The following is a 19916-nucleotide window of genomic DNA, read 5'->3' as shown; positions in this document are numbered from 1 at the left end:
CTGCGCAGACTGGGCCCGGCCCAACGCGTCCCGCCGACGGCGGGCGCGAGCGGATCGGAAAGGGAAGGTCACGGATGTCGTCCACTCTCTTCGGGATTCCCGACGACTTCGACGTCGTCATCATCGGCGGCGGGCCCGCCGGCGCGACCGCCGCGGGCCTGCTCGCCCAGCGCGGCCGCCGGGTGCTCGTCCTCGAGAAGGAGCGCCACCCGCGCTACCACATCGGCGAGTCGCTCATCCCCGCGGTCATGCGGCCCATGGACGAGCTGGGCCTGACCGACCTGATGGACGAGCGGGGCTTCGAGCGCAAGTACGGCGGCAGCCTCGTCTGGGGCAACCAGAAGATCCCCTGGAACTTCTCGTTCATCAAGGGCGGCAAGTTCAGCCACGCCTACCACACCCGCCGGGCCGACCTGGACGCCCTCATCCTGAACCGCGCGCGCGAACTCGGCGCCTTCGTGATGGAGGAGGCCACGGTCAAGGACACCATCGAGAACGAGGACGGCCGCGTCGTCGGCGTCCGGTACCAGATCCGCGGCATGGACGAGCCGCGCGAGGCGCGCGGGTCCCTCGTCGTGGACGCCTCCGGGCAGGCGCGCATCCTCAGCCGCAAGTACGCCGACGTCACCTGGCACGAGGACCTGCGGAACGTCGCGGTCTGGACCTACTTCGACAACTGCCACCGGCTGCCGGGCGACGAGTGGACGAACATCCTCATCGAGGGGCTGGACGACGGCTGGTTCTGGGCCATCCCCATCGAGAAGGGCACCATGAGCGTCGGCTACGTGACGCGCTCGGAGTCGGTCGGCGCGACCGACAAGTCCCTCCAGGAGCTGTTCACCCTGGAACGGGAGCGCACGACCCGGCTCAAGGAGCTCCTCAAGGACGGGCGCCAGGCGAGCGGTTTCCGCACGGCCCGCGACTGGTCCTACACGGGCCACCAGTTCTACGGCGACGGCTGGGTGCTGGTCGGGGACTCGGCCGCGTTCGTCGATCCGCTGTTCTCCACCGGGGTGGCGCTCGCGACGCTGGCCGCGAGCGTGCTGTCGAAGATCATCGACAAGGTGCTCGACAACCCGGCGATCGAGCAGGAGGCCATGAAGCGCTACGCGGAGGCCTACAAGAACTTCTTCGACGAGATCCGCACGTTCGTCGAGCGGTTCTACGACCGCACCCGGCACAAGGAGTTCTACTACGGCCTCGCGCAGGAGCTCGTCGACCCGGAGAAGAAGAACGAGCCGTCGCAGGACTTCGTGACGCTCATCTCCGGGCTGAGCGGCCAGCACGAGCTCTTCAAGATCGACCTCGAGGAGGTCGAGCTGGACTCGCTGACCGCCCCGGTGCCCTGACCCCGCCCCGGGCGGCGGCCGCCGCGCCGCCGCCCCGGGCGCCCCACCAGCGGACCGACGACGTGACGGAGCCGGGAATTGACCAGCCACCAGGTGCAGCTGCTGCTCGTGGACCTCGCACTGATCGTGCTGCTGGCCCGCGCCCTCGGCGCGCTCGCCGGCCGGTTCGGGCAGCCGCCGGTGGTCGGCGAGATCATCGCGGGCATCCTGCTGGGTCCGACGCTGCTGCCCGGGGCGGTCGCGGACGCGCTGTTCCCCGCGGCGGTGGAGCGGCCGCTGGCGGCGATGGCCACCGTCGGCGTCACCCTGTTCATGTTCCTCGTCGGGCTGGAGATCGAGCCCGCCACGATCAGGGGCCGCGGGCGGGTCGCGGCCGGCGCGGCGCTCGGCTCGGTGCTCGTCCCGTTCGCGCTCGGGGCGGGCCTGGCGGTGTACGTCCTGGACGGCCACGCGCGGCAGTCGACGGGCGCGTTCGCGCTCTTCGTCGGGCTGGCGATCTCCGTGACCGCCTTCCCGGTGCTCGCCCGGATCCTCGCCGACCGGTCCCTCATCAGGACGGAGCTGGGCGGGATCGCGCTGGCGGCCGCCGCGATCGTGGACGTGGTCGCCTGGATCGCCTTCGCGGTGCTCCAGGCGGGCGTCGGCGGGCGCGGCGGGGCCTGGCGCGTTCCGCTCATCGTCCTCCTCGCGGCGGCGATGCTGCTGGTGGTGCGGCCGGTCCTGCGCCGCGTCCTGGCACCCGGCGGCATCGGAGCGCCGCTGACGGCCTGGACGTTCGCGCTGGTGCTGGCGGGCGCGCTGCTCTCCGGGGCGGCGACCGAGGCGATCGGCGTCCACCCCATCTTCGGCGCCTTCCTGTTCGGGCTGGCGGTGCCGCGCCAGGGCGCCACGGCGCTGCGGGCCGACCTGCAGGACCGGGTCGGCCGGCTGACGGCGCTGCTGCTGCCCGTCTACTTCGTGACCGCCGGCCTGAAGGTCGACCTGAGCCGCCTGGACGCCGGCGACGTCGGGCAGTTCGCCGCCGTCCTGCTGGTGGCGGTGGCCGGCAAGCTCGGCGGCACCTACGCCGGGGCGCGCCTCCAGCGGCTGCCCGCCCGGCAGTCCGCCGCGCTCGCGGCGCTGATGAACACGCGGGGCCTGACCGAACTCATCATCCTCGGGCTCGGGCTCCAGCTGGGGCTGCTGGACGGCGAGCTCTACTCCCTGATGGTGGCGATGGCCGTCCTCACAACGCTGATGACCGGCCCGCTGCTGTCGCTGATCCACCGGAGGCCGGCCGCGGCACCGGTGGCCCGGCCCGCGGCCGGGGCCGAACCCGCGGCGCGGACCCCGACGTGACCGTTCGACCCGTTGCCCCACGAGACCAGGAATGAAGGTGAGGGAGTTGCAGGCAAACAACACCCCGCGGACGTCCGCCGACCAGTACGACGTGGCGATCCTCGGCAGCGGCATGGCCGGCGGCATGCTCGGCGCGGTGCTCGCCCGCAACGGCGTGAAGGTGCTGCTCCTCGACGCGGGCACGCACCCGCGGTTCGCGGTGGGGGAGTCGACGATCCCCTACACCTCGGGCATGACGCGGCTCATCGCCGAGCGGTACGGGGTCCCCGAGCTGAAGGCGATGTCCAGCTTCAAGGGCGTCCAGGCGGAGGTGTCCCGCAACTGCGGCCGCAAGCAGAACTTCGGCTTCGTCTACCACGAGGAGGGCAGGGCGCAGGACCCGGAGCGGATCAACCAGCTGGTCGTCCCGTCGCTGCTGCGCACCGAGAGCCACCTGTTCCGGCAGGACGTGGACGCCTACCTCTTCCACGTCGCGGTGAAGCACGGCGCGCACCCCCGGCTGAACACGCGCATCGCCGACATCGAGATCGACCCCGACTCCGGCGCGGTGCTGCGCACCGACCGGGGCGAGGAGTTCCGCGCGAGCTACGTGGTGGACGGCAGCGGCTTCCGCTCCCCGCTGGCGGAGAAGCTCGAACTGCGCGAGACCCCGACGCGCGCCCGCACCCACTCGCGCTGCCTGTTCACGCACATGGTCGGCGTCACGCCGTTCGACGACGTGCCGGCGGCCCGGCGCCACGACCAGCCGAACCCGTGGCACAACGGCACCCTGCACCACGTGTTCGAGGGCGGCTGGCTCTGGGTGATCCCGTTCGACAACCACCCCGGCTCGATGAACCCGCTGTGCAGCGTCGGGCTGACCCTCGACCCGCGGGTGTTCCCCAAGGGCGACGCGGCGCCGCAGCAGGAGTTCGACGACTTCCTGGCGCGGTTCCCGGAGATCGCGGAGCAGTTCAAGGGCGCCAGGGCGGTGCGGCCGTGGGTGTCCACGGGCCGGTTGCAGTACTCGGCCAAGCAGGTCGTGGGCGAGCGGTTCTGCCTCACCTCGCACGCCGCCGGGTTCATCGACGCGCTGTACTCCCGCGGCCTCACCAACACGCTGGAGATCATCAACGCCCTCGGCTGGCGGCTCATCGCGGCGTCCCGCGACGGCGACTGGTCCTACGAGCGCTTCGCCCACCTGGAGGCGCTGCAGCAGGGGCTGTTCGACTTCCACGACGACCTCGTCTACAGCTCGTTCGTCGGCTTCGGCGACTACGAGCTGTGGAACGCGGTGTGCCGCACCTGGATGCTCGGCACGATGCTCGGCAACGTCATGCTGGAGGACGCCTACTACCGCTACATCAAGGGCGGCGACGACAAGGTCTTCCTGGAGCTGGAGGACAGCAAGCAGCCGGGGTCGCCGTTCCCCGTCAGCGACGGGTTCAACGAACTCGGTATCGCCACCCGCGAACTGTGCCGCGAGGTCGAGGCGGGCACCCTCGATGCGGGCGAGGTGGCGCGGCGGATCCTCGGGCGCATCCGGGACGCCGACTACATCGCGCCGTCCTTCCGGCTCGGCGAGCGCGACACCCGCTGCTTCAACATGTCGCCGATGAAGATGGCCAAGAACGCGGTCTGGTGCCGCCGCGAGGCGCCCCCGCAGATCGGCCCGCGGATGATCCGGGCGAGCAAGGGCCTCGTGCGGATGCGGGTCAAGGAGTAGACGGCGGAGCACATGGCGCCACCAACGAGGACGCGGAGGCAGCGCATGGACGCAGCACGGGACGCAGCACGCGACGCGGCACCGGATGGAGCACGGGACGCGGCGCGGGACGGCGCGGACCTGATCGCCGTCGTCGGCATGGCGGGGCGGTTCCCCGGCGCGCCCGACACCGAGAGCCTGTGGCGGCTCCTGATGGGGCGCGGCGACGCGATCGCGCCGGTCCCGGCGGACCGGTGGGACGCCTCCGCCCAGCTCGACCCGGAGCGGCCGGTCCAGGCGGTCGGCGGGTTCATCGACGGGGTGGACCGGTTCGACGCCGGCTTCTTCGGCGTGTCCCCGCGCGAGGCGGCGGCCATCGACCCGCAGCAGCGGCTGCTGCTGGAGACGAGCTGGCTCGCGCTGGAGGACGCCGGCCGGCGCGCCGCCGACCTGGCCGGCACCCGGACCGGCGTCTACGTCGGGGCCTCGTGGCACGACTACGAGATCCTCCGCCGCGAGCGCGGCGCCCGCGCCACCCCGCACAGCCTGGTCGGCAACGCCCTCGACGTGATCGCGGCGCGGCTGTCGTACTTCTACGGGCTGCGCGGGCCGAGCCTCACCGTCGAGACGGGCTGCTCGTCCTCGCTGGTGGCGCTGCACCTGGCGGCACGGGCGCTGCGGGACGGCGAGATCGAGTCGGCGATCGTGGGCGGCTGCAACCTCATGCTGGACCCGCACGTCACCGTCGGGCTGACCCACTTCGGCGGGCTGTCGCCCGACGGGCGCTCCAAGTCGTTCGCGGCGTCCGCGAACGGGTTCGTGCGCGGTGAGGGCGTCGCGGCCCTGTACGTCAAGACGCTGGAGAGCGCACTGCGCGACGGCGACCGGGTGCACGGCGTCATCGCCCGCACGGCCGTCAACAACGACGGCGGCGGCGACAGCCTCGTCACGCCGAGCCGGGCGGGCCAGGAGGATCTGCTGCGCCTGGCCTACGGGGACGGCGCCGTCCCGCTGGACGCGCTCGCCTACGTCGAGGCGCACGCGACCGGCACCGGCCGGGGCGACCCGATCGAGACGGCCGCGATCGGCGCCGTCCTCGGCCGGGGGCGCGCAACCGGCCCGCTGCCGGTCGGGTCGATCAAGACGAACATCGGGCATCTGGAGGCGTGCGCCGGGCTGGCCGGCCTGTTCAAGATCATCCTGGCGCTGCGGCACCGGACGGTGCCGCCGAGCCTGCACGCCGAGACGCCGAACCCGGACATCCCGTTCGCCGACCTCAACGTCGAGATCGTCCGCGAGCCGCTGCGGCTGCCGGACACCGACCCGGTCTACCTGGGCGTCAGCTCCTTCGGCTGGGGAGGCACGAACGCGCACGTCGTGATCACCGGCCCGCCCGCGAGCGACACCGCCGAGGAGGCGGAGACCACCCCGGAGCTGGGCCTGCCCGCGTTCCTGCCGGTCTCCGCCACGACCCCGGCCGTGCTCGCCGAACGCGCCGCGATGCTGCGGGACGACCTGCCGGAGGCGGCGGACGACCTGGCGGCGCTGGCCGGCACCCTCGCCTGGCGCCGCGACCACTTCCCCGTCCGCGCCGCGCTGCTCGGCGACGACCGGGCCCGCGTCCACGCCGCCCTGGACGCGCTGGCCGCCGGGCAGGACGAGCCCGCCGCGTCCGGCCTCGTCACCGCGCGGGCCACCGCGCGGGGCAGGGTGGCGTTCGTGTTCCCCGGCCAGGGCTCGCAGTGGGCCGGCATGGGCCGCGACCTCTACCGCGACAGCCCCGTCTTCGCCGACGTCGTGCGCCGCTGCGCCGACGCCCTGCGCCCGCACGTCTCCTGGGACCCGCTCGCGGTGTTCCGCGGCGAGGCGGGGGACGAGTGGACGACCCGCATCGACATGCTGCAGCCGATCCTGTGGGCGATGTCGCTGGGCCTGGCCGAGCTGTGGCGCGCCGCCGGCGTCGAACCCGACGTCGTCCTCGGCCACAGCCAGGGCGAGATCACCGCGGCGACCCTCGCCGGGATCCTGTCCTACGAGGACGGGGCCCTGGTCATGGCGCGCCGCAGCGCCATCGTCCGCCGCACCTCGGGAAAGGGCCGCATGCTCGCGGTCGACCTGGACCGGGACGCCGCGCTGCGCGCCCTCGACGGCTTCGAGGAGAGCGTGTCGCTGGCCGTGCACAACGGGCCCCGGTCGTGCGTCCTGTCCGGCGACGAGGACTCCGTGCTGATGCTCAAGGAGCTGCTGGAGGCCGACGGCGTGTTCTGCCGGCTGGTCAACGTCGACTACGGCTCGCACAGCCCGCAGATGGCGGGGCTGCGCGACGACCTGCTCACCGCCCTCGCCCCCGCCGCGCCCCGCGCGGGCCGCGTCGAGCTGATGTCGACCGTCCGCGGCCGGCGGCTGGACGGCCCGGAGATGGACGCGGCGTACTGGGCGGAGAACCTGCGCAACCCGGTGCTGTTCGCCGACGCGATGAGCACGCTGTTCGACGGCGGCGTCACCCACGTCGTCGAGGTGAGCCCGCATCCGGTGCTGGTCCCGGCGCTGGAGCAGCTCGCCGCCGGCCGCGCCGAGCCGCCCGCCGCGCTGCCGACGCTGCGCCGCGACGAGGGCGATCCGGCGAGCTTCGCGCTCGCGCTGGCACGCGCCTACACCGCCGGCCTGGAACCCTTCGGCGGGCTGCCCCGCCGCGGCTTCGCCGCCGCGCCCGGCCACCCGCTGCACGGGGAGAGCCACTGGACGCCGGTCCGCCGGCGCGGCCGGGCGACCGTCACCGGATTCGAGGTGTCGCTCGTCCCGGCCCCCGGAGAGCCCGACACCTGGCACGGCGCCCTGGAACTCGCCACCGACGACCTGCCGTGGCTGCTCGACCACCGCGTCCACGGCGCGCCGGTCCTGCCCGGCGCCGCCATGCTCGGCATCGCGGTGAACGCGGCCCGCGCGCGGAGCGGCGCGGTGCCGCGCCGGATCGAGAAGGTCGCCTTCGGCGCCGGGATGCCGCTCGGCGGCGAACCGGTCCGGGTGACCGCCGAGTGGCGGGACGACGTCGCGGGCGGCGGTGGCTTCCGGCTGCTGTCGCTGCCGGAGCGCGGCGTCTCCTGGACGGTGAACGCCACCGGCCGGGTGTACTTCGCGGACGGCGGCGACGAGCCGGCGCCGGAGTTCCCGTCCTGGGCCGGCGATGCGGAGGCCGTCGACGGGGCCGCCTTCTACCGGCGGTGCGCCGAGCGCGGGCTCGACTACGGGCCCGCGTTCCAGGGCGTCCGATCGGTGCGCGCCCTCCCCGGGCGGAGCGAGGCGGCGGGCGAGGTCCGGCTGGCGCGGCACCTCCTGCCGGGCATCCGCCCGCACGAACTGCACCCGGCCCTGTGGGACGGCGCCCTGCAGGTGGCGCTCGCCCTGTTCGAGGGGGACGAAGCGCTGCTGCCGACGGCGGTCCGCGCGGTCCGGGTCCTCGGCGACCTGGCCGAACCCGTCACCGAGGTCTGGGCGCACGCGGTGCGCGGCGCCGACGACCGGGTGGACGTCCGCGTCTTCGACGCGGCGCGCGAGCCGCTGCTGGTGATGGAGGGACTCGCGCTGACACCGCTGCCGGGCGCGGCGCGGGACGGGACCGGCACCGAGCGCCTGCACCGCGCCGCATGGGTCGACGTCACCGACCGGGCACCCGGGAAGGCACCGGAGTCGCCGGGCCGCTGGATCGTCTGCGGGGACACCGCGTCCCGCGCGGCGCTCGGCGCCGCCCTGGCCCGCGCCGGCGCCGAGGTCGTCGACCTCGCGGAGCCGGACGGCGCCGGCGACGTGCTCCCGGCCGACGGGATCGTGTTCGCCGCACCGGGCGCGGACGCCGGGCTCGACGCCCAGCGCCGCGGCCTCGGCCGGCTCACCCGGCTCGTCCGCGCCTGCACCGGCCTCGCCGTCCCGCCGCGCCTCGCCGTGGTAACCGAACGCGCCCAGACCCCGGACGCCGCCGTTCCGCCGGAGGCCGCTGTTCCCTCGGACGTCGTCGTCTCCCCGGACGCCGCCGTTCGCCCGGACGCTGCTGTTCCGCCGGGCGCCGCTGTTCCGCCGGACCCCGGTGGGGCGCTGTACTGGGGGTACGCCCGTGTGCTGCGCCGTGAGCACGGCGAGATGGTGCCGTGCGCCATCGACGTCGACCCGGCCGACCCGGACTGGGCGGCGTCCTGCGCCGCCGAGATCCTGTGCGGCGCCGGCGAGGACCAGGTGGCGCTGCGCGCGGGGCGGCGGCTCGCCGTCCGGCTCACCGCGGGCGAGCCGGACCGGGCCGCCGGGCTCCCGCCGGCCCGCACGGCGCCGCAGCCGTTCCGCGTCGCCGTGCTGCGGCCGGGCACGCCCGGCGGCGTGGACTGCGTCCCGCTGACCCGGCGGCCGCCCGGACCCGGCGAGGTGGAGATCGAGGTCACCGCCGCCGCGGTCAACCCGACCGACGTCCTCAAGGCCGCCGGGGCGTTCCCCGGCGGGCTGTCCGGCGAGGCCGCGCTGCTCGGCGGGGAGTGCGCGGGCCGCGTGGTCGCCACCGGGCCGGACGTGCGGACGCCCGCGGTCGGCGACCGGGTCGCCGCCTGCGCCTTCGGGTCCCTCGCCGGGCACGTGACGATCGGCGCGGCCCAGGCGCTGCCGGTGCCCGAGCACCTCGACGACGCGCAGGCCGCGGCGCTCCCGCTGGTCATGGCGATGGCCTGGTACTCGCTCGTCGACCACGGCCGGCTCGGCGCCGGGGAGACCGTCCTGATCCACGCGGCCGCCGACACCATCGGCCTCGCGGCGGTGCACGTCGCGCGGGTCCTCGGCGCCCGGGTGATCGCCACCGCGGACGGCGCCGCCAAGCGCGACCACCTGCGCGGCCTCGGGATCGACGACGTCCTCGACTCGCGCGGGCTGTCCTGGGCCGAGGAGGTCATGGCCGCGACGGGCGGGCGCGGCGCCGACGTCGTCCTCAACTTCCTGCCCGGCGCGGCGATCCCCGCCGGCCTGGACGTCCTCGCGCCGGACGGCCGGTTCGTCGAGGCCGGCAAGCAGGACATCATGAAGGGCCGCAGCATCAGCCTCGCCGCGTTCGCCAAGGGCATCACGCTGTCGGCGGCCGACGCGAACGGCCTCGTCCGGCGCAACCCCGCGCGCTTCGGCGAGATCCTGCGGACCGTGTGGGAGCACGTCGCCGCCGGCCGGCTCGACCCCCTGCCGGTGCACCGCCGCCCGTTCGCGCAGGCCGGACCCGCACTGTTCGAGATGGCGCGGAACGAGCGTCCCGGCCGGTTCGTCCTCACCGAGCCGGACGGCGTCGGACGCGTCGCCGCGGTGCCGATGCCCGGCGGCCGGTTCCGCGCCGACGGCACCTACCTGATCACCGGCGGCCTCGGCGCGCTCGGCATGTCGCTCGCGGCGTTCCTCGCCGGCCGCGGCGCCGGCGCGGTCGCGCTGCTGAGCCGGTCGGCGCCCGACGACGTCACCGCCAAGCAGCTGGACCGCCTCCGCGAGGGCGGGACGCGCGTCGAGACCGTGCGATGCGACGTCGCCGACGCCGCCGCGCTGCGGCGCGGCCTGGAGAGGCTGCGCGAGGACCTGCCGCCGCTGCGCGGCGTCGTGCACGCCGCCGGGCTGCTCGACGACGCGACGATCCAGAATCTGACCGACGGGCAGCTCGCCCGGGTCCTCGCGCCGAAGGCCGCGGGGGCGCGCAACCTCGACGAGGCCACCGCCGGCGACCCCCTGGACCTGTTCGTGCTGTTCTCCTCGGCCGCCGCGCTCGTCGGCAACGCCGGCCAGGCGGCCTACGCCGCCGGCAACGCCTACCTGGACGCGCTCGCCGAGGCGCGCCGCGCGCGGGGACTGCCCGCGCTCAGCGTGCAGTGGGGGCCCTTCACCGGGATCGGCCTGGCCGCCGCCGGCGAGGAGCGCGGCGCCCGCCTGGAGGAGCGCGGCATGGGCGGGATCTCCGTGGCGGAGGCGTGGCCGGCGCTGGCCGGGATGCTCGGCCGGGACGAGCCCGTCATCGGATACGTGCCGCTCGACCCGCGCCGGTGGTTCGACGCCTACCCGGACACGGCGGCGCTGCCGAGCTGGGAGAGGCTGCGCGCCGCCGTCCGGACCGGCGCCGACGCCGGCACCGCCGGCGGGGAGTTCCGCGCCCTGGTGCGCGACGCCGCCCCCGAGGCCAGAGCGGAACTGGTCGAGGCGAAGCTGCGGGAACTGGCCGCCCGGGTGCTGCGCACCGAACCGGACCGGCTGGAGCCCCGCACCCCGTTCAAGGCACTCGGCCTGGACTCGCTCATGAGCCTCGAACTGCGCAACCGCCTGGAGTCGGCGTTCGGCCTGCGGCTCTCGCCGACCCTGCTGTGGACCTACTCGACGATGACCGCGCTGGCCGGCGCGCTGTGCGAACGGCTGTCCGGCCCCGCGCCGGCCGCCGCGCCGGCGCGGCAGGCACCGCCCGACCACGACGAGGAACCGGACGCATGGACGAGATGAGCCCCCCGGACGACGCGCGGCAGACCCCGTTCAAGCGGGCGCTCGCGACGATCCGGTCGCTGCGGGAGCAGCTGGAGGAGCGGCAGGGCAGGCAGCCGATCGCGGTCGTCGGCGCGGGGCTGCGGCTGCCCGGCGGCATCGCCGGCCTCGGCGGCTACTGGGACCTGCTCGCCGCCGGCGGCGACGCGGTGCGCCCGATGCCGGCGGCGCGGATGGGGCCGTTCGCCGGCGCATGGGCGGGGCTGCCGCAGCGCGGCGGCTTCCTGGACGAGGTCCTGGACTTCGACGCGGCGTTCTTCGGCATCAGCCCCCGCGAGGCCCGCGGCCTGGACCCCCAGCACCGGCTCCTGCTGGAGGTGACGTGGGAGGCCCTGGAGGACGCGGCGCTGCCCGCCGACGTGCTCGCCCGCACCGAGACCGGCCTCTACCTCGGCATCATGTGGCAGGACTACCGGGAGTGGCTGACCGGGGACCCGGACGCGTACTGGACCACCGGCAACGGCCACAACTTCGCCGCCGGGCGGATCGCCTACACCCTCGGGCTGACCGGGCCGGCCATGGCGGTCGACACGGCCTGCTCGTCCTCGCTGGTCGCGGTCCACCTGGCCGTCCAGGCGCTGCGCCGGGGGGAGTGCGGCACGGCGATCGCCGCGGGGGTGAACCTGATCATGTCGCCCCGGTCGACCCGGCTCGTCCGGGAGACCCGCTCCCTCGCGCCCGACGGCCTGTGCAAGGCGTTCGACGCGCGGGCCAACGGCTTCACCCGGGGCGAGGGGTGCGGCGCGATCGTCCTCAAGCGCCTCGACCACGCGCTGCGGGACGGCGACCGGGTGCACGCGGTGATCCACGGCTCGGCCGTCAACCAGGACGGCCGGTCCGGCGGGTTCACCGCGCCGAACGTGCTGTCCCAGGTGGCGCTGCTGGAGCGGGCGATGGCGGACGCCGGCGTCGAGCCGGCCGACATCGGCTACGTCGAGGCGCACGGCACCGGCACCTCCCTCGGCGACCCGATCGAGATGGAGGCCCTCGCGACCGCGATCGGGCGGCGCAGCGGCGGCGCGCCCCTCACGGTCGGCGCGGTCAAGACGAACTTCGGGCACCTGGAGTCGGCGGCGGGCATCGCCGGGCTGCTCAAGGCCGTCCTGTGCCTGCGGCACCGCGCGGCGCCGCCCGTGGTGCACCTCCGGACGCTGAACCCCCGCATCGACCTGTCCGGCACCGCGATCACCGTCCCCACGGAACTCGCCGGCCTCGACCCGGCGAGCGGGGCGTACGCGGGCGTCAGCTCCTTCGGCATGAGCGGGACCAACGCGCACGTGATCCTCGCCGCGCCCGCCGGACAGGCCCCGGCAGCCGAACCCGCCAGGGTGGACGAATTCGAGATCTCCGCCAAAACCCCCGGGGCCCTGCGCGCGCTGGCCGGCTCCTACGCCGACCGGGTCGAGGGCCTCGACCCGGCCGACTACCCCGCCTTCGCCTACACGGCCACGCACGGGCGCACCCGGCACGAGGTGCGCGCCCGGGTCACGGCACCGGACCCGGCCGCCGCCGCCACCGCGCTGCGAGCCATCGCAACCGGTGAGCCGTCCGCAGGGGACGACGAAGGCGCCGACCCGCCCGACACCCTGCCCCGCCGCGTCATCGACCTGCCGCCCTACCCCTGGCAGCGCACCCGGCACGCCCCCGCGCACGACACGCCGGAACCGCCCCCACCCGCCGCCTACGAGCTGGCCTGGGACGCGGCCGACCCGGACGAGACGCCGCTGGACACCGCCGCCCTCGTCCTGGCGGGAGACGACGCCGACCTGCTCGGCCTGCTGGCCCGAGAGGCCGCCGAGCACGGACGAGACGGCACGATCCTCGCCCCCGCCCCCACCGACGTCCCACCAGGCTGGACGCAGGCCGACCTGCCCACGAACGCAGACACCTGGCGCGAGTTCTGGACCACCCGACCAGCCTCCCAACCAGCCGTACTAATCCTCGCCCCCAAGACCCCCCTCCCGGGTGACCCTGACCCGGCCGCGGCACCCGACACCGCCACGGCGACGCCCTTCCCAGGTGATGCTGGCCCGGCCGCTGCTGCTGCGGTGCTCTGCTCTGGTGTGACCGTGGCGGTGGGCGCGGCGGGCGGGGGTGAGGGCGGGGTGCGCGCGCGGGTTTTTCTGGTCACCCGTGCCGCCCGCCGCGTCGACGGCGACGACCAGGTGGTCTCGGTCGCGCATGGGGCGCTGCACGGTCTGGCGCCGGTGCTCGGGCTGGAGACGGGCGGTGCCTGGGGCGGGGTCGTCGACCTGCCGGCGGAGCCGGGCGCCGGGGACGCGCGGGCGCTGCTCGCCCTCGTCGCCGCGCAGGCCGGCCCGAACCCGCCGGCGGTCATCGAGGACCTGGCGGCCGTGCGCGGCGGCCGGGTGCGCGCGGCCCGGCTGCGCGCCGCCCCCGGCCACGTCCCGGACCTGCCCGTGCGGGACGACGCGACCTACCTCGTCACCGGCGGGCTGGGCGCGGTCGGCCGGGAGATCACCGCCGACCTGGTGCGTCGCGGCGCCCGCTCCCTGCTGCTCATCGGCCGCCGGGACCCGGACGCGCTGGACGCCGGCGACGCCGCGTTCCTCGCCGGGCTGCGCGAGGCCGGCGCTCGGATCGCCTACCGGGGCGGCGGCTGCGAGACCCCGGACGCGCTCGCCGCGGCCTGCGCCGGCCTGCAGGGCCTGCCGCCGGTCCGCGGCGTCGTGCACGCCGCCGGGAGCGCCGACCGGCTGCCGCTGGCCCGGCTGGACACCGCCGGCTTCGAGACCGCGCTGCTCGGCAAGCTCGCCGGCGCGTGGCGGCTGCACGAGGCCGCCCGCGACTGGCCGCTGGACTTCTTCGTCCTCGTCTCCTCCGTCTCGGCGGTGTGGGGAACCGAGGGGTACGGCGCCTACTCCGCCGCGAACGGCGCGCTCGACGCGCTCGCGGCGCACCGGCTGTCGCTCGGGCGGCCGGCGGCGAGCATCGCCTACGGCCCGTGGGCGCTGGCCGGCACCGGGATGGCGGACGAGGCGGCGCTGCGCCGCTACGGCCGGATCGGGGTCGGCGCGCTGACCGCCGAGCAGGGCCGCGCCGCGCTGACCGGCCGGGCGGCCGGACCGGCCGGGCACGTGCTGGCCTGCCCGCTGGACCCGCCCCGCTTCGCCGAGGTCATGTCGGGGCTGCGGCCGCGCGGCCTGTACACCGGGATGGTCCCCGGCGCACCGGACGCCGCGCCGGGCGCCGCACCGGGTGGATCGGCGCTGCTCGCGGAGCTGGCGGCGCTGCCGGAGCGCAGCCGTCCCGCCGCCGCGACCGCGCACGTGCGCAGGCTGGTCGCCGAGCAGCTCGGCCACGCCGACCCCGCCGCGGTGGCCGACGACACCGGGTTCTTCGAGCTCGGCGTCGACTCGATCATGGCGCTGGACCTGGTGGCCCGGCTGTCCGCCGAGTTCGGCACGGACCTGCAGTCGGCGGACGTCTTCGACCACCCCACCGTCGCCGAGCTGGCGGCCCACATCCTGGCGCGGCCCACGACCGCCCCGCCGCAAGAGCAGCCGGGCCGGGGCGCCCCGCCGCCGGCCGCCGGGCCCACGACCGGCGCGCCGGAGGAGCCGCCGGGGTGGGGCACCCCGCTGCCGGTCGCCGGGCCCACGACCGGTGTGCTGGAGGAGGCGCCTGGGCGGGGCGCCCCGCTGCCGGTGGCGCGGCCCACGGGCGCGGCGGTGCCGCACGCCGCCGCCGCCGGGGGAGAGCCCATCGCGATCGTCGGCATGGCCGGCCGGTTCCCCGGCGCGGACTCCGTCGAGGAGCTGCGCGACCTGCTGCGCACCGGCGGGGACGGCGTCACGACCGTGCCGCGGGACCGCTGGGACGCGGCGTCCTTCACCGGCGACGTCCGGCGGGCCGGCCGGATCACCACCGACCAGGGCGGCTTCCTGCGCGACATCGACCGCTTCGACGCCGCGTTCTTCGACATCCCGGTCCGCGAGGCCGACAACCTCGACCCGCAGCAGCGGCTGCTGCTGGAGTCGGCCTGGCACGCCCTGGAGGACGCCGGCATCGGCCCGCACGGCCTGCGCGGCACGCGGACCGGCGTCTTCACCGGGGTGAGCTACGGCGACTACGCGCGCGTCCTCGCCCGCGGCGGCCCCGAGCACATCGACGCCTACTACAGCACGGGCACCGCGCTGAACGCCGCCGCCGGCCGGATCGCCTACCTGCTCGGCCTCGCCGGCCCGGCCGTCGCGGTGGACACCGCGTGCTCGTCCTCGCTGGTGGCCGTGCACCTCGCCGTCCGGTCGCTGCGCGGCGGCGAGACCGACGCCGTGCTCGCGGGCGGCGTCAACGTCATCCTCGACCCGATGTCGACGGTGGCGGTGAGCCGCGCCCACATGCTGTCCCCCACCGGACGCTGCCGGGCCTTCTCCGCCGACGCGAACGGGTTCGTCCGCGCGGAGGGCTGCGGCGTGCTCGTCCTCAAGCGGCTGAGCGACGCCCGGCGCGACGGCGACCGGGTGCTGGCGGTGATCCTCGGCAGCGGCGTCAACCAGGACGGCGCCTCCTCCGGCCTGACCGCGCCGAGCGGCACCGCGCAGGAGGCGATGCTCCGCACGGCGCTCGCCGACGCCGGCGTGCCCGGCGCGCGGGTGTCCTACTTGGAGGCGCACGGCACCGGGACCTCCCTTGGCGACCCGGTCGAGATCGGCGCGGCGTGGCGGGTCCTCGGTGAGGGGCGGCGGCCGGACGAGCCGCTGCGCGTCGGCTCGGTGAAGAGCAACGTCGGGCACTGCGAGTCCGCGGCGGGCGCGGTGGCGCTGATCAAGACGGTCCTCGCGCTGCGGGACGGGGTGATCCCCGCGAACCTGCACTTCCGGGAGCCGAACCCGCACGTCGACTGGTCCGCCATGAACGTCGAGGTCGTCGCGGCGCCGGCGCCGTGGCCGCGGGGCGACCGGCCGCGCGTCGCGGGCGTGTCCGGTTTCGGGTTCACCGGGACCAACGCCCACATCGTCCTCGCCGACCCGGCGGACGCCCCGCCCGGCCCCGGCGCGGCGGCGGGCGGCGCCCCCTACCTCGTCCCGCTGTCGGCGCCCGACGCGGACGGCCTCGCCCGGCTGTCGGACGCCTGGGCCGAGCGCCTGGAGAGCGCCACCGAGGACGAGCTCGGCGGGCTCGCCGCCGTCGCGGCGACCGGCCGCGCCCACTTCCCGTACCGGCGCGCCCTGCTCGGCGCCGACCGGGACGCGCTACTGGCCGCGCTGCGCGCACCGGCCCCCCGGGACCCCGCGCCCCGCTCCCCGCGCGTCGCGTTCCTCTTCGCCGGCCAGGGCAGCCAGTACCTCGGCATGGCCAGGGAGCTGTACGAGACCGAGCCCGTCTTCCGGGACGTCTTCGACCGCTGCGACCGCGTCCTGGAACCGCTGCTCGGCGCGTCGCAGGCCGAGCTGGCGCTGTACGGCGACGACCCGAAGGCGATCGACGAGACCCGGGTGACGCAGCCCGCGCTGGTCACGCTGGAGCTCGCGCTCGCCGCCCTCTGGGAGTCGTGGGGCGTCGCCCCGGCGGTCGTCATGGGGCACAGCGTCGGCGAGATCGCCGCGGCGATCCACGCGGGCGTCCTCGACCTGGAGGCGGGGCTCACGCTGATCGCCGAACGGGCGCGGCTGATGCAGGGCACCGAACGCGGCGCGATGGTGTCCGTCGTCGCCGCCGAGACCGACGCCGCCGGCTGGGCCGCCGACCACGGCCTCGACCTCGCCGCGGTGAACGGCCCCGAATCGGTCGTCGTGTCCGGCGCGCCGGCGGCGGCGGACGCGTTCGTGGCGAGCCTGGCCGAGCGGGGCGTCCGGCACCGGCGGCTCAGCGTGTCGCACGCCTTCCACTCCCGGCTGCTCGACCCGGTGCTGGCGGAGTTCACCGCCGCCGCCGAGCGCCTGGAGACGCGCGCCCCGCAGGTGCCGATCATCTCGAACCTGACCGGCCGGCTCGCCGGCCCCGGCGCGTACGACGCCGGCTACTGGGCGCGGCACGCCCGCGACCCGGTGCGGTTCCACGCCGGGGCGCGGCGGCTCGCCGAACTCGGCGTCGACGCCTGCCTGGAGATCGGCCCCGACCGGACCCTCGCCAACCTGGTGAAGGCCGCCGGGCTGGCGCCGTCCGGCGGCGCCCACGCCTCGCTGCGCCGCCGGTCGGGCGACCGGGCCGCGATGCGCACCGCCGCCGCGGCGCTCTACCGGCTCGGCCAGGACCTGACCTGGGCCCGGATCCTCCCGCCGCACGGCGGCGACCGGCCACCGGCCCCGCGCTACCCGTTCGCGCGCACCCGGCACTGGGCGGACGTCCCGGGACACGCGGCGTCCGGCCCGGGACTGCACGCCGCGGCCTGGGGCACCGAACTGCGCTCGCCCGGTCTGCGCGGCCGCGTCTTCGCCACCGAGCGCAGCACCGCCTTCCCCGCGCACCTCACCGACCACCGCCTCTTCGGCACCGTGTCGGTGCCGGGGGCGTCGCAGACCGCGACCGTGCTGTCGGCGCTCGGCGCGGACGGGTCCCCGCTCGTCCTCGCGGACCTGCACTTCCCGCGCGCCCTCGTGCTGCGGGACGGCGAGCGGTACGAGATGCAGATCATCGACGCGGTGCAGGACCACGGGACGCGCACCGTCAGCGTGCAGAGCCTCGTCGACCCCGACCGGGACCGCTGGCAGGAGCACCTCGCCGCGCGGATCGTCCCGGCGGACGGGACCGAGGCCCGGCCCGTGCCGGACGCGGACGCGTTCGTCGCGGGCGCGGAGCGCCGGCTGTCCGGCGACGACTTCTACCGGCACCTGTGGGCGCTCGGCTACCATCTCGGCCCGTCGTTCCGCTGGATCCGCGACATCTGGATCAGCGGCGACGAGGCGCTCGTCCGGTACGCCGAGCCCGCCGAGCCGAGCGAGGACCCGGCCGGCTACGAGATCCATCCGGGCCTGCTGGACTCGGTGCTGCAGAGCACGGTCGCCTTCGCGGTCGGGCTGCCGGGCGGCGACCCGGCCGAGCAGCCGGCGCTCGGCATCCCGTTCGCGGCGGCGCGGCTGGCGTTCCCCGGCCGTCCCGTGCCCGGCCGCGAACTGTGGGGGCACGTGCGGGCCACCCGCCGCGACCGGGGATCCGCCGACCTCGCGCACGTCGAGGCCGCCGACCTCCACCTGTTCTACCGGGGCGGCGCGACCGTCCTCGCGGTGGACGGATTCCGGTTCCGCCGCGCCCCTCGCGCACTGCTCGAGCGCTCCCTGCGGGAGTCCGCCGACCACGCGTACACATTGACGTGGGCGGAGCGGGAGGCCCCGGCGGCCGACGCGGCCGAACAGCGATGGCACGTCGCGGTCACCGACCCCGACGGCCGCACCGCCGGCCTACGGGCAGAGCTCGAATCCCTCGGCCACCGGGTCGCGGACATGGCGGACGGCGCCGTCCCCGACCTCGTCGTAGACGCCCGCTTCCTCGCGGTGGCCGACACCGGGCCCGGCGACGCCCTCGCTTCGGCCCTCGCCCTCACCGAACAACTGCGCACCGCCCCGCGCGACGTCCCGTACGCCCTCCTATGCGAGGAGGACGAGGCCACGGCACCGGTACGCGAGTCGCTGTACGGCCTGCTGGCCGCGCTGGAGGCCGAGCAGCCGGACCGCCGGCTCCTGCGCATCACACTCGCCGCCGGCTGGGACGACGCCACCCTCGCCGGCGCACTGACCCGCTCCCTCAACGAGAACATCCCCGAGACCCGACTGAAGATCGGACCAGGAGACGTCCAGGTGGCCCGCCTGACCCCGGCCGGCCAATCCAGCCCCCTCGCTACGCCAGCCCCCACCACGGGTGCGGCGCTGGTCACGGGTGGGCTTGGTGCGCTCGGGCTCAGTGTCGCCGGCTTTCTCGCCGGGCGGGGTGTGCGGTCGATCGCGCTGATGGGACGGTCGGCGCCCGACGAGGCCGCGCGGCGGGTCATCGACGAGCTGACCGCGCGCGGTGTCCGCGTCCACGTCGTGCACGGTGACGTGACGGAGCCGCAGGCGTGCCGGCGGGCGGTGGCGGAGGCGGCGCGCGACCTCCCGCTCCGCACCGTCCTGCACCTGGCCGGGGTCAGTGACGACCACGCGTTCGAGGGCCTGACGGAGGCGTCGTTCGAGACGGTGTTCGCGGCGAAGGCCCGTGGCGCCGCCAACCTGGCGGCGGCGCTCGCGGGGCACGAGCTGGACGCGTTCGTGCTCTTCTCCTCCGCGTCCGCCGTGCTGGGCACCGCCGGGCAGGCCAACTACGCGGCGGCGAACGGCTACCTCGGCGGCCTTGCCGAGTCGCTGCGCGCGGCCGGCGTCCCCGCGACGGCCATCGACTGGGGCGCGTGGATCCCGCGCGCGAAGGGCGGCATGGCCGCGTCCGCGGCGGCGGAGCGCGCGGCGGCCCGCGGCGGCGTGCGCGCCCTGTCCGACGAGGAGGCCGAGGAGCTCCTGTGGCTCGCGGTCGACGGCGGGCACGCCCGGCTCGCGGCCGTGGCCCTCGACCCGGACCGCTACCTCGACGGCGCGGCGGGCCACCCCCGGGCCGCGCTGCTCGCACGTCCGGCCGGTCCCCGGGCCGCCGCGCGGGTGCCGGAGCGGCCGCGCGGGTGGCTGGCCGAGGACGTCGCCGGCGCCGATCCGCAGGACCGCGAGGAGCGGCTCCGCGACGCGGTGGAGGACATGGTGACCGAGGTACTCGGCGCGCCGGCCCCGGCCGGCGGCGAGCTCGGCTTCGGCGACCTCGGGCTGGACTCGATCATGGTGATCGACCTGCGGACCCGGCTGTCGCACGCGGTCGGCCTGGACCTGGACGCCACCGTGGCGCTCGACCACCCCACCGCGGAGCGGCTGGCCGCGCACGTCACCGGCCTCCTGTTCCCACCGGACGCCGAGACGGGGGCCGAGACCGAGGCCGACGTCCCCGGGGCGCCGTCCGAGGCCGATCCCGCCGATCTGTCGTTCGACGAGCTGATCGAGGCCGTGCGGGCCGATCTGCAGCCGAGGAAATGAGAGTGG

The 19916-nt window shown here is 76.2% G+C and carries 5 protein-coding genes; all 5 read left to right on the top strand.

The genetic code is table 11. The annotated features are described in order from the left end of the window. The first annotated feature begins 74 nt into the window (after positions 1-74). The 5 genes from ABZ806_RS00395 to ABZ806_RS00375 all read left to right on the top strand — a co-directional run bounded on the left by ABZ806_RS00395 (position 75) and on the right by ABZ806_RS00375 (position 19910). Complete coding sequence (locus ABZ806_RS00395; protein WP_500214185.1) at positions 75-1349, top strand: NAD(P)/FAD-dependent oxidoreductase; 1275 nt, start codon at positions 75-77, stop codon at positions 1347-1349. 78 nt (positions 1350-1427) lie between these two features. Further along, positions 1428-2687 carry a cation:proton antiporter domain-containing protein gene (locus tag ABZ806_RS00390; protein WP_500214183.1) on the top strand — a complete coding sequence of 420 codons (1260 nt, stop codon included), beginning with the start codon at positions 1428-1430 and terminating at the stop codon, positions 2685-2687. 37 nt (positions 2688-2724) lie between these two features. Next, positions 2725-4392, top strand: coding sequence for an NAD(P)/FAD-dependent oxidoreductase (locus ABZ806_RS00385; protein WP_500214181.1), 1668 nt, complete (start codon positions 2725-2727; stop codon positions 4390-4392). 45 nt (positions 4393-4437) lie between these two features. Further along, positions 4438-10863 (top strand): SDR family NAD(P)-dependent oxidoreductase, encoded by a 6426-nt coding sequence (locus ABZ806_RS00380; RefSeq protein WP_500214179.1) that lies wholly within the window; start codon positions 4438-4440, stop codon positions 10861-10863. Beyond that, the gene (locus ABZ806_RS00375; protein WP_500214177.1) at positions 10851-19910 is read left to right on the top strand and encodes an SDR family NAD(P)-dependent oxidoreductase; all 9060 of its coding nucleotides are present in this window, start codon (positions 10851-10853) and stop codon (positions 19908-19910) included. The genes ABZ806_RS00380 and ABZ806_RS00375 overlap by 13 nt, the downstream gene beginning before the upstream one ends. The last annotated feature ends 6 nt before the right edge of the window (positions 19911-19916 follow it).

This window comes from Spirillospora sp. NPDC047418 (genome assembly GCF_040643275.1).
GTDB lineage: Bacteria > Actinomycetota > Actinomycetes > Streptosporangiales > Streptosporangiaceae > Spirillospora.
Note: the sequence above shows the minus strand (reverse complement) of the source record. Positions and strands in the feature narration are given on the sequence as shown.